Below are 16,872 nucleotides of genomic sequence, written 5' to 3'. Positions count from 1 at the left end.
CCACGACGACTGCAGGAGAGGCGGTGCGAAACAAAAACGCTCCGGTTGTCCGGAGCATTTTTCGCGTTGAAGTCAGGCAGCCTCAACTCGGTCCATAGCCTGCCGCCTGCAGGATCAGCTTCGCCACGTCCTTCGGATGCGACACCAGTGACAAGTGGCCCGCATCGAGTTCGACCGTCGTTGCGTTCATCCGCTTGGCGAGGAAGCGCTCGAGGTCGGGATTGATGGTGTCGTCGTTGTTCGACACCGCATACCAGCTCGGCTTCGCATGCCAGGCCGCCTCCGTCGTGCGGCCGGCGAAGATCGAGGCCGCGGTCGGCCACTGCACGGCGTAGAGCTCCTTGGCCTTCTCCGGCGCGACGCCGTTGGCGAAATACTTCAAGAATGCGTCCTCTGAGAGCTTCGTGAAGCCGTCGCGCTCGACGATGCCGGCGCGCACCGGGCCGGTCGGGAATTGCTTTGACAGCGCCACGAAATCCTCGTTCGCATCTGGCGCTCGCGCGGCGATGTAGACGAGACCGGTAACCTTCGGATCGGTGCCGACCTGGCTGATGACGGTGCCGCCCCAGGAATGCGCAACCAGCACGGTCGGGCCGTCCTGTTCGGCCAGCGCGCGCTTGGTGGCCTCGACGGATTCGGAGAGCGACGTAAGCGGGTTTTGCACGGCCGTGACATGCAATCCTGCCGCCTGCAGGATCGGGATGACCTCGGACCAGCTCGAACCATCAGCCCAGGCGCCATGCACCAGCACGACATTCTTCGCCTTCACCGGGGCCGTCGATTGCGCGTGGGCAAGGGTGATGGGCGCGGCCAGCAGGCTCGCTGCGACGAACAGGGTGCGCCAGACTTTCATGTCCATTCTCCGTCTGTCTTGGTCCGATGCCGGGAAGGACGGATCGCGCTGCAGCCTCGTTACGTCTCTTCACCGCTCTGTGATGCAGTGCAGAAAAGACAAACAAAAACGCCCCGGGGCACCGGGGCGTTTTCGCAACTTGAAAGTCGAATGTGATGAACGCCTCAGGCGGCGGCCTTCTCGCCCTCGATCACCTGCGTGGCCTGCGCATTGGTGTTGATGGCGATCTGGCGCGGCTTCTTGGCCTCGGGGATTTCGCGCACGAGGTCGACATGGAGCAGGCCGTTCTCGAGCGAGGCGTTCTTCACCTGCACGAAATCGGCAAGCTGGAATGCGCGCTCGAAGGCGCGTGCGGCAATGCCGCGATAGAGCACTTCGGACTTGCTGTTCTCATTGGCGACTTTCTCGCCCTTGATCGTCAGCGTGTTTTCCTTCGCGACGATGGAAAGTTCGTCCTTGGAGAAGCCGGAGACCGCAACGGTGATGCGGTAGGCGTTCTCGCCGGTGCGCTCGATGTTGTAGGGGGGATAGCCGGGGCTGCCGTCCGAGGTCGTCTGGTCGAGCAGGTTGAAGAGACGGTCGAAACCGACGGTGGAACGGTAAAAGGGAGTAAGGTCGTAGGTACGCATGGTTAGTCCTCCATTGAGCGACTGATCTGGTAACCCGCCCGCCAATCGGGCCGGGCTTTAGTCTGTGTGCAGCCTGATGCTCGGGTTCCCGAAGCACTGGTAGCGGCCTGCACGAAAATGATATGGGTGGGATGAAACAGCGTTCAAGAGGGCGATAGCAACGCCTTTTCGGCGCTGCCGTCCCTTGAATTTCAGCATTTCCTGTCCATGACGCTGGTCTCGATTCCCGCCAATCCCGTTCCCGAAAACGTCGTCAGCGGCACCCTCAAGACGCCCGACGGTGCCGAGCTGCGCTTTGCGCGCTGGGCGCCGCCGGCAGGCCGCAAGGGCACGGTCTGCGTCTTCACGGGCCGCAGCGAATCCATCGAGAAATACTTTGAGACGGTGCGCGACCTGCGGGACCGCGGCTTTGCGGTGGCGATGATCGATTGGCGCGGGCAGGGTCATTCCGCGCGCCGGCTGCGCGATCCGCGCAAGGGCCACGTGCGCGCTTTTTCCGACTACGAGATCGACGTCGAGACGTTCGTGCAGCAGGTCGTGCTGCCGGATTGCCCGCCGCCTTTCTTCGCGCTCGCCCATTCCATGGGCGGCGCGGTGATGTTGCGGATCGCGCATGCCGGCAAACGCTGGTTCGATCGCATGGTGCTGTCGGCGCCGATGATCGATTTGCCGGGCCGCTCCACGTCATTTCCGGCGCGCGCGCTGCTCATGACGTCGCGGCTGTTGGGCCAGGGTGGCCGCTACGTTCCCGGCGGAAGCGATCGTCTCACCGGCATGGATCCCTTCATCAACAATCCGCTGACCAGCGATCCCGTGCGCTATGCGCGCAATGTCGCCATCCTCGAGGAGGATCCGACGCTCGGCCTCGCCTCGCCGACGGTCGCGTGGGCCGACACCGCGTTCCGCGCCATGCACACCTTCAAGGGCATGTCCTATCCGTCCGAAATCCGCCAGCCGATCCTGATGCTGGCGGCCTCCAACGACACCATCGTCTCGACCGCTGCAATCGAGGAGTTCGCGTATCACTTGCGTGCCGGCTCACACCTCGTGATCGCCGGCGCCAAGCACGAGATCCTCCAGGAGCAGGACCGCTACCGCGCCCAGTTCTGGGCAGCTTTTGATGCCTTTGTGCCCGGCACGCCGTTGTTTGGGTGACCAGCGGGCACTTCTGACATTATTGTGTCATCCCTCGAGACGCCCCTTCCGGCGGGCTCCTCAAGGTAAGGGCGGAACGCCTGTGAGAGAGCGAACTACAGCGTCTTCAGATATTCGATCAAATCGAAGCGCTCTTCGTCGTTCTTGAATATACGGCCGATCACGCCGGGGCGCTTCGGTTCGCCTTCCTTGAGCTCGAAGGAATGGCCGAGCACGCTGTTGCCCTGGATAGGATCCTTCTCCGACCCCGCCGAGAATTGCGTTTCGCCCGTCTCGCAGCGCTCGTCGGCGGTGACCGCAAAACCGACGGTCACGGGATCATAGTCGCGGCGGCCCATGCAGAACTTCGTCGGGCGCTCGCCTTGCGGCTTCAGCAGCCAATACAGCGAAGGCACCGAACCGTTATGCAGATAAGGCGCCGTCGCCCAGATGCCGTTGAGCGGCCGCGCGCGATAGCGTGGCCCGGGCGCCGGATTGAGACAATTCTTGCGCGCGAGATTCCACAATTTCGCCCGCTCGGCTTCCGGGGTCTTGTCGTCGTCCATCCACTTGCGGGCGACGAGGTCGACCACCGTCATGAGGCCGAGCGCATACACCATCTCGGTCGGCGAGCTCGCGGTCGGGATGTCGCATTGCCACCACGTCTTGAGGTCGGCCGTATTGACCTTCAGGAAGCCGGGCACATCGACAATCCTGTTGGTGAGCACGAGGGACTGTTCGGGATCCGTCTTGATTTCGTCGAGGGGAATCGTCACCGCGTTCAGCACCTTGCTGTCGCCGCTTGCCTCCCAATGCCCCGAGGACCAGAAGGCCGGGGTGTCGGCGGCTGGCAGGTGGCATCCGGAGCACATCTCGGCGTAGATCTTGCGGCCATTGTCGATCTTCTTCTGATCGAGCCGCCATGCATCGCCGAGAATCTGCGAGGGCCATTTCGGTGCCAGAAGGCCTCCGAATCTCGGGCCGCCAGAGGGATCGGATGGCTTGAATGGATCGGGGCCCCTGAGCAGGTCCTCGATCCAGCCGAGGGTCTTGATGTGAGCCGAGGACCGCCAAAGCGTGTCCTCCGGATAGGCATCGGATAGATTGAGCAGCGCCGTCACGCCGAGGGCTTCGCCGGCATTGCGGATCAGCGGCTGCTCGATCGAGGCGTCGTATTGGGCGAATTTGAACCACGGTACGGTCCAGATCGCGGGATAGCTGACGGGCGCGTCCTGGGCGTGCAGATTCTTCTCGAAGCCGCTGACCCCGCTCAACGCGAGATCCTGCGAGAAAACCTGGTTGCCGATGCGATTGAGCGCGTCGAGACGGCCGAACCCTTCCTCGGTGTCCTGCTGCTTCTTCTTGTCCCAGGTCAGCTTGTGCTCGATCGTGTCGTTGTACTTGTTCTGCCAATCGATCAGAAACTTGCCGATTGCGCTGAGCTTCTGCTTGAGCGCGTCGCGCTCCGCCTTGCTGGCTTCGGGCCCGAGCACGCGATCGGCAAAGCGCTGGAAGCGGAACGGGACGTACAGGGTGTAGGCGATCGACAGGCCGGTGGAGAGCTCGAGCTTCTTCAAATCGGTCATGGCCGGGCCGCCATCGAAGCGCACGTCCACGCCTTTGTAGTGGATCTGGCCTGTATGGCAGGCCGCGCAGGTCAGCCCGATCTTGTCCTCTTCGCGACGGCCCGTCGCAGGATCGACGACACCGGTCATCCGTGCAAAGCCGACCGGCAGGCCGTCGACGTTCTCCGCCGGCGTCCATCTGGTCGACCAGTCCGCCACCTGCGTCGTCTCATACACATTGGCGTAACCGAAGCGGCGCAGCGTTGTCACGTCGGTCTGGATCGACTGCGGACTGGGGATGAAGCCGAAGCGCTCGAGATAGGCGCTGTCCTTCATCATGCCCGGCCGCGAGAACAGATGGAGTCGCGGCTGCTCGAGTGCCATGAACCAGGTATAAGGCACCGGAAACGTCGCGGTGCCCTGGCTGGCGTGGTGGAACCAGTGCCGGTCCTTCAGCGACCAGTTTTGCTCGAGCCAATAGGCTGCCGTCGTCTCCGGGAGCGTGGGCAAGGGCGGCGGCAGAAGCTGCGCGAGTACTCCCTTCTGCGGCAGCATGGCGCGGACCTGGTTGGGGAATTCGGCGACCGCGACGAAGCCGGCGAGGCCGAGCGCAGCGATGAGCGCTCCGAGCGCGAACGCCCAGCGAAACCTGAGCTGGCAGGCCGACAGCAGCGGCTGCGTCAGGATGCGCTGGTTGATCCGGTTCGGAAATTTGCGCTCGTTGAACAGCGTGCGCACGTCGTCCACGCTGAGATAGCGGTCCTCGCCCTTGCCCTTACCCATGATCTTCAGGAGGATGGGCCATTCGAACTTCATCAACAGGGGGTAGTACCAGCGTGCGGCGCTGCCGGCGCGCTTGAGGTTGTCGCGCATGAAGGTTTTGATTTCCGACGCGTTGAGACCTCGCTCGGTATTGCCGCCGTCGGGATCGGTGTAGGTACGGCCGAAGCTCTCAAGCCGTGTGATCTCATCCTCGTTGACCTTGCCGTCGACGCTGAGGATGCGCGAGCCGGCGCCGAGCTTGTCCAGCGGGCTACCACGCAGCGCGTCGAGCTGCGCGCCCGACCAGATGCTCTTCAGGATGTGGCGGAAGCCGTTGGCCATGAGTGCCACCCCGCGGACCTGGATGCGGGCCGAGACCTTCTTCAGCCCCGTTTCGCCGCTCGCATTCGCAACGGTCTGCGACAGCGGGATGAGCGGCACAGTCCCGCCGTCGACGAAGCCTTCGCCGACGAGGCCGCGCAGGAACGGACAGGGATTGTTCGGCGAGACCTGGATCGAGGGGTCGAAGGGGGGCTTCGAAGCGGAGTCATCCATGGCCCAAATCCTGAAAACAACGAATCGTGAAAAGCAACGCGCCGATAGAGCGCGCAAAGTCCTAACAAACCGACAGCACGCTATACTACTTCAGCGTGTGACGAAGTGTGTCTGAATTCACTGTCGTGTCAACAAGAGCAGGCGGGAGGTCGAAGAACTGCAGAGGGAGGGTGGCCTGCCCTTCAGGAATCTGCGGCGCGTTTGACGTCGCTCTGGACGAGGCTGAGCTTGACGAGCGGGACGCCCGCTTTCAGGAGCCCTTCGCGGTAATGGGCGAGGTCCGGAGCCTGCTTCCAGTGAAAATTCCTCAGATGCCGTTCGACTGTCAGGCTCGGGTAGTTGCTCATCAGCACCTCGGCAGCCTCAGTGGCTTCCTCGGTCCGTCCGAGCTGCGCCAGTGCCGCGGCTCGGATCGCGAGCGCCTGCATGTGGTTCGGATTGATGTAGAGCTGCTCCCGGGCCCACGACAACGTCGCGTCATATTGGCCCAGCATGTAATGGCTGAATGCGTTCAGCGCCGCCCATTGATAGCGCGGATCGCTGTTGCCGCGCTGCGCCGCCATCGAGAACAGCTCGATCGCCTGGCGATGCTCGCCGATGACGAAGTGGCAGATGCCGAGCACGCCGCGTGCACCCATGTCGTAGGGATTGAGCGTGACCGCGCGCTTGGCAGCGTCCATCGCAGCCTCATAATGCCCGTCCTGTGCATGGACCCAGGACAGGATCGAGAATGCGAAGGAGGAGCGCGGGTCGAGCCGGACGCTGGTCTCAGCCAGATACATCGCCGCGACCCACATCTCGCGCGAGCCCTTGACCCAGCCGAACTGGATGCTCTGGAGCTGGATCGTCGCGAGATAGGCGTGCGCGATCGACAGCTTGGGATCGAGCGAGATCGCCTCCTTGAACAGCGCGATGGCCGTGTCGAAGTCCTCCTTGGTCTGCCGGTAGTAATGTGACAGCCCCTTCAGGAAGCGGTCCCAGGCGGTCACGTCGTTGGTCTGGCGCGCCGGGGCGGAGGCTTCCGCGCGGAAGATCTCGGTCGCGATCGCAGCCGACAGGCTGGTCGTGATCTCGTCCTGCATGGCGAAGAGGTCGCCGATGTCGCGGTCGTAGCGGCCGGTCCAGAGCTGCTCGCCGGTCTCCGGCGCGATCAGCTCGGCCGTGACGCGGATCTTGCTGCCGCCGCGCCGCACCGAACCCTGAATCAAGTAGGTCGCGTCGATCTCCCGCGCGATCAGGCGCGTCGAGATGTTCTTGCCTTTGAACGCGAAGGTCGAATTGCGGCTGAGGACGCGATAGAAGGATTGCAGGGCAAGCGCGTGGATCAGATCCTCGGTGAGGCCGTCGGAGAAATATTCGTCGCCGGCGTCGCTCAAATTGGCAAAGGGCAGCACGCCCACGATCGCGGTGCGATATTGCTGCGGCAGTGCGGAGACCTCTTTGGTCTGCATCGCCTGCGCGGACGTCCCGTCCGGCGTCCAGGTGAAGACGCCGACCGGCTCCTTGATGTTCTTGAAGCGGTGCGTGCCGGCATTGGCCAGTGGCACGTTGAGGTGCCGGCCTGCTTCGCCATAGGCCTTGGCCGAGATCGCGAAGCCCCCTGGGCTTGCCACGGATTCGAGGCGGACGGCGATGTTGACGTCGTCGCCAAACACCTCGTCCTCGTCTGCGATCACGTCGCCCATGTGGATCCCGAGCCGGAACTGCATGGCGCGGTCGGCGGGCAGGTGGTCGTTGCGCTCCGCCATCAGCATCTGCATCGCGATCGCGGCCTCAGTGGCGCCGACGATGCTGGGGAATTCGAGCAGGAAGCCGTCGCCGGTGTTCTTCACGACGCGGCCGCCATGATTGAGGATGATGGGATGGATCGCGCTGCGGTGGGCCTTGAAGGCGGCATGGGTGCCGGCCTCGTCGGTGCCCATCATGCGCGAATAGCCAGCGACGTCGGCGCAGACGATGGCGGCCAGGCGTCTTTCCATATCGTCGCGGGCTCCAAGGGATCGGGCACCAGCCACCGGCGTGGCCGTCTTCCGCGAATCCGTGCATTTCCAGAACCTAACCCTTATAGAGCACGCGCAGGCAAGCGGAAGTGTGATCCGCATTGCAATTTCGTCGCAAATCCTACGCAAATCCGGTGGTGGACGCAGCTCGGCGAACCAACTAAGCCAGCCGCTTGGGGTGGCGGTGAGGGACGCGAGACATGCTCGGCATTCACGAACTCTTGCTCTTCGTTCTCTCCGGCGTGCTGCTCAACATCACGCCGGGACCGGATACCGTCTACGTCATCGGGCGCAGCATGCAATTGGGCTGGCGCGCCGGTGCGTTGGCTACGCTCGGCATCAGTTGCGGCTGCTTATTCCACGTCACGGGCGCGGCAATCGGTCTCTCGGCGCTCTTGATGGCTTCGTCCACCGCATTCTCGATTGTAAAGCTGGTTGGTGCGGCCTATCTCGTGCTGACCGGCTTGCAGATGCTGTGGTCGCGGCCGGTGCTCGCGGGGTCCCTGACGCGCGAAGATGGGCGGACGCCGCTCCGGCGGGTTTTCCTCCAGGGCGTCTTCACCAACGCGCTCAATCCCAAGGTCGCGCTGTTCTTCCTGGCCTTCCTGCCGCAATTCGTCGCAGCCGATGCCCCGCAAAAGCCACTCGCCTTCCTGACACTTGGCCTGATCTTCATCTGCACGGGCACGCTGTGGTGCCTGTTCGTGGCGGCGTTCGCAGCGCGAGCGGCGCACCGGCTGCGGCAGTCCGAAGGCGTCATCGCATGGATCAACCGGTCGCTCGGTGGGCTCTTCGTCTATCTCGGCTTCCGCGTCGCGATGCTGGAAGCCCGTTAGAGCATCATCCGAAACCAGCGGCTTTCCCTCGCGACAAACGCGGTACGCGTTTGCGCGGAGATGCTCTACTGAGAATCAGGCAAACTCCTTCGCAAGCGCGCTACCGATGAGGTAGAGGCCGAGCAGGATCATCGCGATCAAGAACCAGCGGCGAAATGTCTCGGCCGGCATCTTCGAGCGCAGCGACTGGCCGATGAACATGCCGGCAAAGGCGCAGGCCATGGCGACGATGCCTGGCACGGCGTTGGCCGACGTCAGCAGCCCGCCCGCGGTGAGGTTGAAGGCGAGCGCGAGCGTTGCCACCGTGAAGAACACGCCGAGCGCCTGCACCAGCTCGTCCTTCTCCATCCCGATCGCCTGCATGAACGGCATCGATGGAATCACCTGCACGCCAGTCGAGGCCGAGATCACGCCGGTGACGACGCCCACCGCTCCGCCGACCCATTTCTCGTTCCTCGGCGCGACACGAAACTGGAACTTGTTCAGCCCGATGATCGCATAGATCACGAGGAGCAGGCCGAGCACCACCGTGCCGTAGCGCGAATAGGGGCCGGTCAGCGCGCCGGCATTGAGCCAGCTTCCGATTACGGTGCCGAGCATCAGCGGCCACAGCCGTCTGAGGATGTCGAGCAAATAAGGGCCGACGAAGGTCTGCCAGATGTTGGTGATGATTGCCGGCACGATGACAATGGCAATTGCCCGGCCGGGCGCCATGGTCACCGCGAGCAGGCCCATCGACACGGTCGGCAGGCCGAGCCCGATCACGCCCTTGACGAATCCAGCGAGCAGGAAGACGGCGGCAATCAGAACGATAAGCGGGTCGATCATGCCGGCAGATTGACCAATCGGCCGGGAAGACACAATCTGGAGGTTACGGAGTTAGCCTTCGTTCAACGCGAAGGCTGAAGGAGATGCCCGTGCGATTCGACCTTGTCGACCTCCAGCTCTTCATCGCGGTGGCGGATCAGCGCAGCATCACCCGCGGCGCCGAGCGCTCGCACCTGGCGCTGGCCTCGGCCAGCGCCAGGATCAAGGGCCTCGAGGACGCGTTCGGCGTCGCACTCTTGAAGCGTGGCCGGCGCGGCGTTGAGTTGACCGCCGCGGGTGAAAGCCTGCTCGATCATGCGCGCCTCGTCATCCACAATGTCGAGGCACTCCAGGGCGATCTCGCCGCCTATGCCAGTGGCGTGCGTGCGAGCGTGCTGTTGCTCGCCAACACATCGGGGCTGTCCGAGCACCTGCCGCGGGCGCTCGCGGCCTTCCTGCGCGAGCATCCCGACATCAATGTCGACGTCGAAGAGCGCGAGAGCGCCGATATCGCGACCGCGATCGCGAGCGGCGCTGCCGATCTCGGCTTCGCGGCCGAGCACGCTTTGCCCGACAGCATCGAGCGATTTCTGTTCAGCGAGGACCGGTTGACCCTGGTGGCCGCCCGGCGCAGCGAGCTCGGTAGTCGCCGTCAGATCGATTTCCAGGAGGTGACGGATCGCGATTTCGTCGGGCTCACGGCCTCGACCGCATTGCAGGTTCATATTTCCCGGCATGCGGCGAAGCTCGGCGCGCGTCTGCGTGTCCGGGCCCGCTTGCGCGATTTCGACGCGATCTGCCAGATGGTTGCCGCCGATGTCGGGGTCGCCGTCGTTCCGGAGACTGCGGCGAAGCGCTGCGCGCGGTCGATGCCGATCGTGCCGATCCGAATCCGCGATGGCTGGGCCAATCGGAGGTTGACGATCTGCGCCCGAAGCTTCAAGGCATTGCCGCGCCCCGCCAAGCAACTGGTGGAGTACTTGCGCGCCGCAGTTCGGAGCGGAGATTAGATGTTGAAGGTGTGGGGACGACGCAGCTCGTTCAATGTGCAGAAGGTGATGTGGCTAATCGGCGAACTCGGTCTCGCCCACGAGCACATCGATGCCGGGGGCTCGTTTGGCGGCCTCGATGCGCCGGAGTTTCTGGCGATGAATCCCCACGGCCGGGTTCCGGTCATCGATGATGGCGGGACTATCGTCTGGGAATCGCATGCGATCCTTCGCTATCTCGCGGCACGCCACGGAGCGGAGCGCTTTTGGTCGGAGGATCACGCTGTGCGGGCGCGCGTCGACGGCTGGATGGACTGGTCGCAGACGGCGCTCCAGCCTGATTTCCTGACCGGCGTATTCTGGGGGTTCTTCCGCACGCCCGAAGATCAGCGCAATTGGCCCGCGATCCGCACGGCCCTTGCCCGCTGCGCGGAGCATTTTGCCAAGCTGGACCGGCTCCTCGAACAGCGGCCGTTCCTGCTCGGTGCGGAGCTATCGCTTGCCGACATCACGGCCGGTACGTCGCTCTACCGCTATTTCGAGCTCGAGATCGAGCGGCCCGCATTGCCGGCGGTCGAGCGCTGGTACCGCACGCTGCGGGGGCGCGAGGCGTTTCGCACCCATGTGATGATCCCGTTCGGCGAATTGCGCGGCCGGCTTGCTTATTAGAGTCACTTCGCCGTCTCGACGCCGGCGTCCTTGATCACCTTGGCCCATTTCGCAGTCTCGTCTGCGATGAACTGTCGAAAATGCTCGGGGCTATCGCCGATCAGCGTCGCGCCTTGCGCGGCGAGCTTCTCCTTCACAGTCGCATCGGTCATCGCTTGCGTCGCGAGGCGGTGCAGCTTGTCGACGATCTCTTTCGGCGTACCCTTCGGCGCCACCATGCCGTACCAGTTCTCGATGCGTAGGGCCGGGAAGCCTGCTTCCGCGGTGGTCGGCACATCGGGCGCGGTCGGCGCGCGGTCGGGCGAGCCGACGGCGATCGGCCGGAGGCTGCCTGCTTTGATCTGCGGCAGCAGCACGGGAAGATCGAGGAAGGTCATTTGCACCTGCTGGCCCAGGAGATCGTTCACCGCGGGCGCAGCTCCGCGATAGGGCACGTGCACGATGTCGATCTTTGCGGTCAGCTTGAACAATTCGCCGGCAAGATGTGGCAGGCTGCCGGGTCCTGAGGACGCGAAGTTGAGCTTGCCCGCTTGAGCCTTCGCGAGCGCGACCAGCTCGCTCATGTCTTTCGCCGGCACGTTGGTTGCGACGACCAGCATCTCCGGCACGGTTGCGATCAGCGTGACCGGCGTCAGATCGGCGAGCGTATCATAGGCCACCTTCTCCATGCTCGGGCTGATCGCGAGCGCCCCGGCGCTGGAGATCGCGATCGTATAACCGTCGGGAGCGGCCTTTGCGACCGCATCGGTGCCGAGCACGCCGCCCTGGCCGCCGCGATTGTCGATCAAGACCGGCTGGCCCGCTATCTCGGACATGCGCTGGCCGATCACGCGCGCGATGATGTCGTTGGGGCCGCCGGCCGGGAACGGCACGATCAGCTTGATCGGCTTGGCGGGGAAATCGCCGGCCATCGCCAGCGACGGCAGGAGCAGCAGCAAACCCAGTAGCAATTCAAGGAGAAGCCTGCGTGAGACGGTCATGCAAGCCCTCCGCTCGCTTGTTATTGGTTGAGGAGTTTCAGCGCTTCTTCGTGCACGCGGGGATCACCGGCGGCGATGATGCGGCCGCCGCCTTGAGCCGGCTTGCCTTCCCAGGTCGTGACGATGCCGCCGGCACCGGTGACGATCGGAATCAGCGCAGCAATGTCGTAAGGCTTCAACTCGGTCTCGACCACGAGGTCGACGTGGCCGGCCGCCAGCATGCAATAGGAGTAGCAGTCGCCGCCATAGCGCGACAGCCGCGCGCCCTTCTCGATGCGGCCGAAGATGGCGCGGTCGCGCTCGTTCATCAGAAGCGGGCTCGTGGTGTAGGTCGTCGCTTCGGCAAGCGAGGCGCAGCGGCGGACCTGCAGACGACGCTCGCCGGAGGGGCCTTTATAATTGGCCGAGCCGTTGTCGCCGGAAAACCGCTCGCCGATGAAGGGCTGGTGCATCATGCCGAACACCGGCGCGCCCCGGTACAAGAGCGCGATCAGCGTGCCCCAGATCGGGAAGCCGCCGATGAAGGACTTTGTGCCGTCGATCGGATCCAGCACCCACACATAATCGGCGTCCTCCCGCTCATTGCCGAACTCCTCTCCGACAATGCCGTGCTGGGGGAAGTTAGCCTTGATCAGCCGCCGCATCACCGCCTCCGCGGCGCGGTCGGCCTCGGTGACGGGGTCGAAATCCTTGGTCTTGCTCTTGTCGTCGATGGACAGCGAGGTGCGGAAGAACGGCAAAATGGTTTCGCCGGACGCGGTGGCAAGCCGTCCAATGAAGGCTGAGAAATCGATCACCGTCACAGGGCCTGTCCCTTGAACCCGAAAGCCAAACGAATGCTGGCTATTGCCTAGCTCAAATCGAGACGCTCGGGCAGCGCTCTCTTGAATTGCACCCTGGTATTTTGGATCCAGTCCCCCGGCGCCTCCTGTCGAGCCATCCGCTGACCAAATATCGATCATGAGTTTGAGAGTTTAGTTCCGGGCATGCCTCGTTGGTATGCAAACGATAATCAACCCATTGAAATTCCTTATTAAAGAAACTGAATCCGGGTTTCTGCGGGGGCATTGGAGCTCTGTGTTTTTTGCATGGGAAATGGCTCAAAAGCCCTTGCACTTTGTGCAGCGCAGTCGCATATTATTGCGGTGCGGTAGCGCCTCGCGTTACCGCTGCCCTCCTTGGGCGTTTCCTCCCTAGACTTGGGCCGCTTGCTCATAACAAGCGGCCCTTTTTTCTTGCCCGCGTGCAGTGTCGATGGTTTTCATTTCGATGCGCGCATCGACGCGAAGCGAAAATCGGATCGCGTGTCGATGCGGCCGCCGTCGCGACCTGCGACAGGTACGAGAAAGACTGCCGCTTATTCGGCCGCGGCCTGGAACGGGCCGAGATCGCCGAACCGGATGGTCGTGGCGAGCACGTCCGACAGTATCGCGAAATCCGCTGCAACCTGGTCGAAGCGCGGGCCGCGCTCGCGCCGCCGCTCGTCCATATAGATCGCGCGGTTGAGCTCGAGCTGCACCGCGTGCAGGCCGCTCGCCGGGTTGCCGTAGTGCTCGGTGATGAAGCCGCCGGCATAGGGCTTGTTGCGCCCGACCGAATAGCCGAGCCCGCTCAGGGTCTCCTCGACCCGGTCGGGAAGCAGCGGCGTGCAGCTCGTGCCGTAGCGGTCGCCGATTACGACGTCGGGCCGGCGCGGCTCATCGCGGGAAACGCCGACCGAGGGCATGGAGTGGCAGTCGACTACCACCACGGTGCCGAACATCTGGTGCACCTTGTTGATCAGCCGCCTCAGCGCGCGGTGATACGGCTTGTAGAGCGTCTCGATTCGCGCCAGCGCGTCGTCGACCGCGATGCGCTCGCGATAGATCTCCTGGCCGTCGCCGACGACGCGCGGGATGGTGCCGAGCCCGCCCGCAACCCGCATCGAGCGGGTATTGGCAAAGCTCGGCAGCCGGCCCGAGAACATCCGCGGGTCGAGCTCATAGGGCTCTCTGTTCACGTCGACATAGGAGCGCGGGAAATTGACGCGCACGACCGGAAAGCCGCGGGCGCTCAAATGCCCGATCAGCTCGTCCATGAAGGAATCTTCCGAGCGGCGGAGCGTCGGCAGGTCGATGCGCGAGGCCGCCAAAAAATCGTCCGGATAGACCGAGCCGGAATGGGGCGAGTTGAAGATGATCGGCGCCCGCCACTCAGTGGGCTCGATAATCTCGAACGGTGGCGACAAGTCGCCGTCAAACCGGGTCATCTTGGTCAGTTTCGTCCCTCTGTATCCGCGACAATCCGGATTGGACTCGAACAGGCCGGCAAAGCGAGGCTCTTATGTGCGGTCATTGTCAGGAATCGCAACCATTCTGCCAAGTGAAAAGTACGGGTGCGGCGTTGGAACGTGTCTTAACCGTGCAGGCATGGCGGATGAGGGGCTCGATTGATTCGTGCCCCATTCCGGTTCACAAAGGGCGCACTGTGTGCGGCCGAGGGGCGCATTTTTCACCCGAAATTTACCCTCTGTCAGGCTTACTGAACTCTAGTAGTGTGTATCCGGGGATTCGACGTTTCCTGCCATGCCAAAAATCCTGCTCGCCGAAGATGACAACGACATGCGCCGCTTCCTGGTCAAGGCGCTGGAAAACGCCGGCTTTCAGGTCTCCTCCCACGACAATGGCATGTCGGCCTATCAGCGGCTGCGGGAAGAGCCGTTCGAGATGCTGCTGACCGACATCGTGATGCCGGAGATGGACGGCATCGAGCTCGCCCGCCGGGCATCGGAACTCGACCCCGACATCAAGATCATGTTCATCACCGGCTTCGCTGCCGTGGCGCTGAACTCGGATTCGGAGGCCCCCAAGAACGCCAAGGTCCTGTCCAAACCGGTCCATTTGCGGGAATTGGTGAGCGAAGTGAACAAGATGCTGGCGGCCTAAATCGGCCGCCTTCCGTCCTTGCGCGCGCTCCCCTGAGCCGTTATAGGGACCCCACCCGACTTTGGACATCTAGGGCACGTAGCTCAGCGGGAGAGCACTACCTTGACATGGTAGGGGTCACAGGTTCGATCCCTGTCGTGCCCACCATCCTTCGCTCGCGAAGCGAGAGAAGGATGCCGCGCCGAAGCCCATCGGGCGGAGGCGGGCTTTTGTCGCGAGCTACGGCTCGGCAAGCCACGATGTTACCTTGGGGTAAGCCAATTCCATCAGTGCGAAGTGTGTCCGGCGCAGCTTGAGCGAAGCGAAAGCGCAGACGGACTGGGGCCGCTGGAACAGGCCGACGGCAACCGGCATTGGTTCACCATGCCGAAAACCTTCAAGACGGGCGATCACGTGAGCTGGAATTCCGAGGCCGGCCGGGTGCGCGGCCACATCCTGCGGGTGCACCGAAAGGATGTGACCTGCAAGGGCTACGTCCATCACGCGAGCCCGGACGATCCGCAATACGAGATCAGGAGCGACAAGACTGATCACGTCGCCCTCCACAAGGGCCGCGCGCTGCGATTGTTGCGCAGCTGATGGCGCGTTCCTGCGCGCAGCCCGGATAGGTTTCGTAGCCCGGATTACGCTGCGCTCCATCTGGGCTACGCTCGCTTCTCCTTCATCTCGGACGCGAGGCCGCCATGAGCGTTTCCGTCATTGAGCAGGCAAAAATCCAGGCCCAGGTCCTGATCCCCCTCGTGAAGGCGCTCCAGCTGGAATTGGGCGAAGCACGAGCGAACGCGCTGGTGCGCAACACGCTCGGCGATCTCTATCGCCGCTACGGCGAGGAGTTCTGGCGGGCGAAGAACGAGCCGGATCTCGGCAAGGCCGTGTCGTCCGCGTTCAGGAGCTACGCCCGCGACGACGCGCTCGAGCTCGAAATCATCGAGCGGTCACACGATGCGTTCGCCTTCGACGTGACGCGATGCGCTTATGCGGAGTTCTACAAGGCGCTTGGCGAGCCCGAGCTCGGCTTCCTCCTCGTGTGCACTGCCGACTTTGCGACCGCGGAAGGGTTCGGCCCCGACATCAGCCTCACGCGCACGCAGACCATCATGCAGGGCGCCGGTCATTGCGACTTCCGTTATCGGCGAATGCGCCGGTAGCGGACTAGTTGGCCGACGTCACCTCGTCCGTCCGGTGCCTGATGGAAATGTTCTGCTCCACGGCCTTTGCGAGTACCGTTCCCGTCGTGCGACCCAGCTCCTTTGCAATCATCGTCACGGGCATTGTGCCTGCGAGCGTCTTAAGTTTCTTGATGTCTTCCTCGTTCCAGGACTTTTTCCAGCTCGGCATCGTCCCCAATCCCGCTCATGACTGCTCCCCCGACTCACCCGTACACATTATGGTAGAAGCCGATAGGGAATGCATCTGATGTGGCTGCCGCGGGGTGTTCGTCCGATGATACGGGGTGTTCCGTCAGTGCGCGACGGTCTGGCACAAACTGCACTTGTCATCTCCACGACGCGCGTCGGCGAACGATCAACGAAGGCGATATGCCTTGCGATGGCGATGCTGGTGCTGATCGCGTCGGGCGCCGAGGCGCGAATCATCGACTGGCAGGCCGAGCTCGAACGCTGCCGCGCGCTGCGCGAGAACATGGCGCCGCTGCTGCTGGCCGGCGAGGGGACGTCGGGCGTTGCGCGTTCAGGCCGAGCCGCCCGCCGCTGCATGTGGATCGAGCACAGGGCGGCGCGCAAGGGGATCACGGGGGTGGATACGCGGTAGCGCCGGCTGCGATGCCTGCTCTGGCGCGATGCCGGTACATCCCGTCATGGACCGATCATCGCCCATGTTCGTCTACGTTCCCCTGTACTAAAGACCGATGGCACAAGGTACACTTGTCGCACGTAGGGGTTGCGTTTTGAAATCAGAGCTCACACCGGCAGGGTTGAGTGATGGCTGAGGAAACACAGGAATTGCCTCCCGAGATCACCGAGTTGTTCGTGGCGGCGGAAAAGCTGCCGTTGGGCAAGAAGCGCGATGAATTGCTTTGGAAGGCGCTGGAATTGGAAGCCAAGTTTAAAATGGAGCGCTGGGTCAATTCATCAGGGTTGCGCCCGCCGCGCAATGTCGGAAGTGGGGACTGATTGACTGCATTGTCCCAGCGCTCCCAAACGCCGCGCT

18 protein-coding genes and 1 tRNA gene are annotated in these 16,872 nt (G+C 63.3%); 10 read left to right on the top strand and 9 right to left on the bottom strand.

What is annotated here, in order from left to right; all coding sequences use genetic code 11:
* Window positions 1-82: 82 nt before the first annotated feature.
* Window positions 83-853: an alpha/beta fold hydrolase gene (locus SO140_RS10820; protein ID WP_449377542.1), complete on the bottom strand. Its 771-nt coding sequence runs from the start codon at window positions 851-853 to the stop codon at window positions 83-85.
* A gap of 164 nt (window positions 854-1,017) precedes the next feature.
* Window positions 1,018-1,482 (bottom strand): Hsp20 family protein, encoded by a 465-nt coding sequence (locus SO140_RS10815; RefSeq protein ID WP_449377541.1) that lies wholly within the window; start codon window positions 1,480-1,482, stop codon window positions 1,018-1,020.
* A 207-nt stretch (window positions 1,483-1,689) separates the two neighbouring features.
* Between SO140_RS10815 and SO140_RS10810 the strand changes: the two genes are divergently transcribed.
* Window positions 1,690-2,637 (top strand): alpha/beta fold hydrolase, encoded by a 948-nt coding sequence (locus SO140_RS10810; RefSeq protein WP_449377540.1) that lies wholly within the window; start codon window positions 1,690-1,692, stop codon window positions 2,635-2,637.
* A gap of 95 nt (window positions 2,638-2,732) precedes the next feature.
* Here SO140_RS10810 and SO140_RS10805 read toward each other — a convergent pair whose 3' ends face one another.
* Window positions 2,733-5,498, bottom strand: coding sequence for a di-heme-cytochrome C peroxidase (locus SO140_RS10805; RefSeq protein WP_449377539.1), 2,766 nt, complete (start codon window positions 5,496-5,498; stop codon window positions 2,733-2,735).
* Window positions 5,499-5,680: 182 nt separating this feature from the next.
* Window positions 5,681-7,477 (bottom strand): adenylate/guanylate cyclase domain-containing protein, encoded by a 1,797-nt coding sequence (locus SO140_RS10800; RefSeq protein WP_449377538.1) that lies wholly within the window; start codon window positions 7,475-7,477, stop codon window positions 5,681-5,683.
* A 221-nt stretch (window positions 7,478-7,698) separates the two neighbouring features.
* Between SO140_RS10800 and SO140_RS10795 the strand changes: the two genes are divergently transcribed.
* On the top strand, window positions 7,699-8,334 hold the full coding sequence (locus tag SO140_RS10795; protein ID WP_449377537.1) for a LysE family translocator: 636 nt from the start codon (window positions 7,699-7,701) through the stop codon (window positions 8,332-8,334).
* Window positions 8,335-8,409: 75 nt separating this feature from the next.
* Here SO140_RS10795 and SO140_RS10790 read toward each other — a convergent pair whose 3' ends face one another.
* A complete protein-coding gene (locus tag SO140_RS10790) occupies window positions 8,410-9,162 on the bottom strand; it encodes a sulfite exporter TauE/SafE family protein (RefSeq protein ID WP_449377536.1) in 753 nt (250 codons plus the stop codon).
* Between the two features lie 89 nt (window positions 9,163-9,251).
* On the opposite strand from SO140_RS10790, the gene SO140_RS10785 reads away from it, so the two are divergent.
* Both SO140_RS10785 and SO140_RS10780 read left to right on the top strand, forming a co-directional pair.
* Entirely contained in the window at window positions 9,252-10,151 is a 900-nt protein-coding gene (locus SO140_RS10785) for a LysR substrate-binding domain-containing protein (RefSeq protein WP_449377535.1), read from the top strand.
* The gene (locus SO140_RS10780; RefSeq protein WP_449377534.1) at window positions 10,152-10,799 is read left to right on the top strand and encodes a glutathione S-transferase family protein; all 648 of its coding nucleotides are present in this window, start codon (window positions 10,152-10,154) and stop codon (window positions 10,797-10,799) included.
* Between the two features lie 2 nt (window positions 10,800-10,801).
* On the opposite strand, the gene SO140_RS10775 is transcribed toward SO140_RS10780, so the two are convergent.
* From SO140_RS10775 to SO140_RS10765, 3 genes are all read right to left on the bottom strand, one after another.
* Window positions 10,802-11,779, bottom strand: coding sequence for a Bug family tripartite tricarboxylate transporter substrate binding protein (locus SO140_RS10775; protein ID WP_449377533.1), 978 nt, complete (start codon window positions 11,777-11,779; stop codon window positions 10,802-10,804).
* Between the two features lie 20 nt (window positions 11,780-11,799).
* A complete protein-coding gene (gene hisN, locus SO140_RS10770) occupies window positions 11,800-12,582 on the bottom strand; it encodes a histidinol-phosphatase (protein ID WP_449377532.1) in 783 nt (260 codons plus the stop codon).
* Between the two features lie 554 nt (window positions 12,583-13,136).
* The gene (locus SO140_RS10765) at window positions 13,137-14,027 is read right to left on the bottom strand and encodes an N-formylglutamate amidohydrolase (RefSeq protein ID WP_449377531.1); all 891 of its coding nucleotides are present in this window, start codon (window positions 14,025-14,027) and stop codon (window positions 13,137-13,139) included.
* Between the two features lie 316 nt (window positions 14,028-14,343).
* On the opposite strand from SO140_RS10765, the gene cpdR reads away from it, so the two are divergent.
* The 4 genes from cpdR to SO140_RS10745 all read left to right on the top strand — a co-directional run bounded on the left by cpdR (window position 14,344) and on the right by SO140_RS10745 (window position 15,851).
* The gene (gene cpdR, locus SO140_RS10760; protein WP_254105854.1) at window positions 14,344-14,703 is read left to right on the top strand and encodes a cell cycle two-component system response regulator CpdR; all 360 of its coding nucleotides are present in this window, start codon (window positions 14,344-14,346) and stop codon (window positions 14,701-14,703) included.
* Window positions 14,704-14,775: 72 nt separating this feature from the next.
* Window positions 14,776-14,850, top strand: a tRNA-Val gene (locus SO140_RS10755).
* 216 nt (window positions 14,851-15,066) lie between these two features.
* Window positions 15,067-15,282, top strand: a complete 216-nt coding sequence (locus tag SO140_RS10750) for a hypervirulence associated TUDOR domain-containing protein (protein ID WP_449377530.1) — start codon at window positions 15,067-15,069, stop codon at window positions 15,280-15,282.
* 104 nt (window positions 15,283-15,386) lie between these two features.
* A complete protein-coding gene (locus tag SO140_RS10745; protein ID WP_449377529.1) occupies window positions 15,387-15,851 on the top strand; it encodes an L-2-amino-thiazoline-4-carboxylic acid hydrolase in 465 nt (154 codons plus the stop codon).
* 4 nt (window positions 15,852-15,855) lie between these two features.
* Here the strand turns inward: SO140_RS10745 and SO140_RS10740 are convergent, their stop codons facing one another.
* Window positions 15,856-16,041: an SANT/Myb-like DNA-binding domain-containing protein gene (locus SO140_RS10740; protein WP_449377528.1), complete on the bottom strand. Its 186-nt coding sequence runs from the start codon at window positions 16,039-16,041 to the stop codon at window positions 15,856-15,858.
* 105 nt (window positions 16,042-16,146) lie between these two features.
* Here SO140_RS10740 and SO140_RS10735 point away from each other — a divergent pair, with 105 nt between their 5' ends.
* Window positions 16,147-16,473: a hypothetical protein gene (locus SO140_RS10735; RefSeq protein ID WP_449377527.1), complete on the top strand. Its 327-nt coding sequence runs from the start codon at window positions 16,147-16,149 to the stop codon at window positions 16,471-16,473.
* A gap of 170 nt (window positions 16,474-16,643) precedes the next feature.
* Complete coding sequence (locus tag SO140_RS10730) at window positions 16,644-16,835, top strand: hypothetical protein (RefSeq protein WP_449377526.1); 192 nt, start codon at window positions 16,644-16,646, stop codon at window positions 16,833-16,835.
* Window positions 16,836-16,872 lie beyond the last annotated feature (37 nt).

The organism is Bradyrhizobium sp. UFLA05-108 (assembly GCF_059803455.1).
The sequence above is the reverse complement of the archived record's forward strand: the minus strand, read 5'-3'. Positions and strand labels throughout refer to the sequence as shown.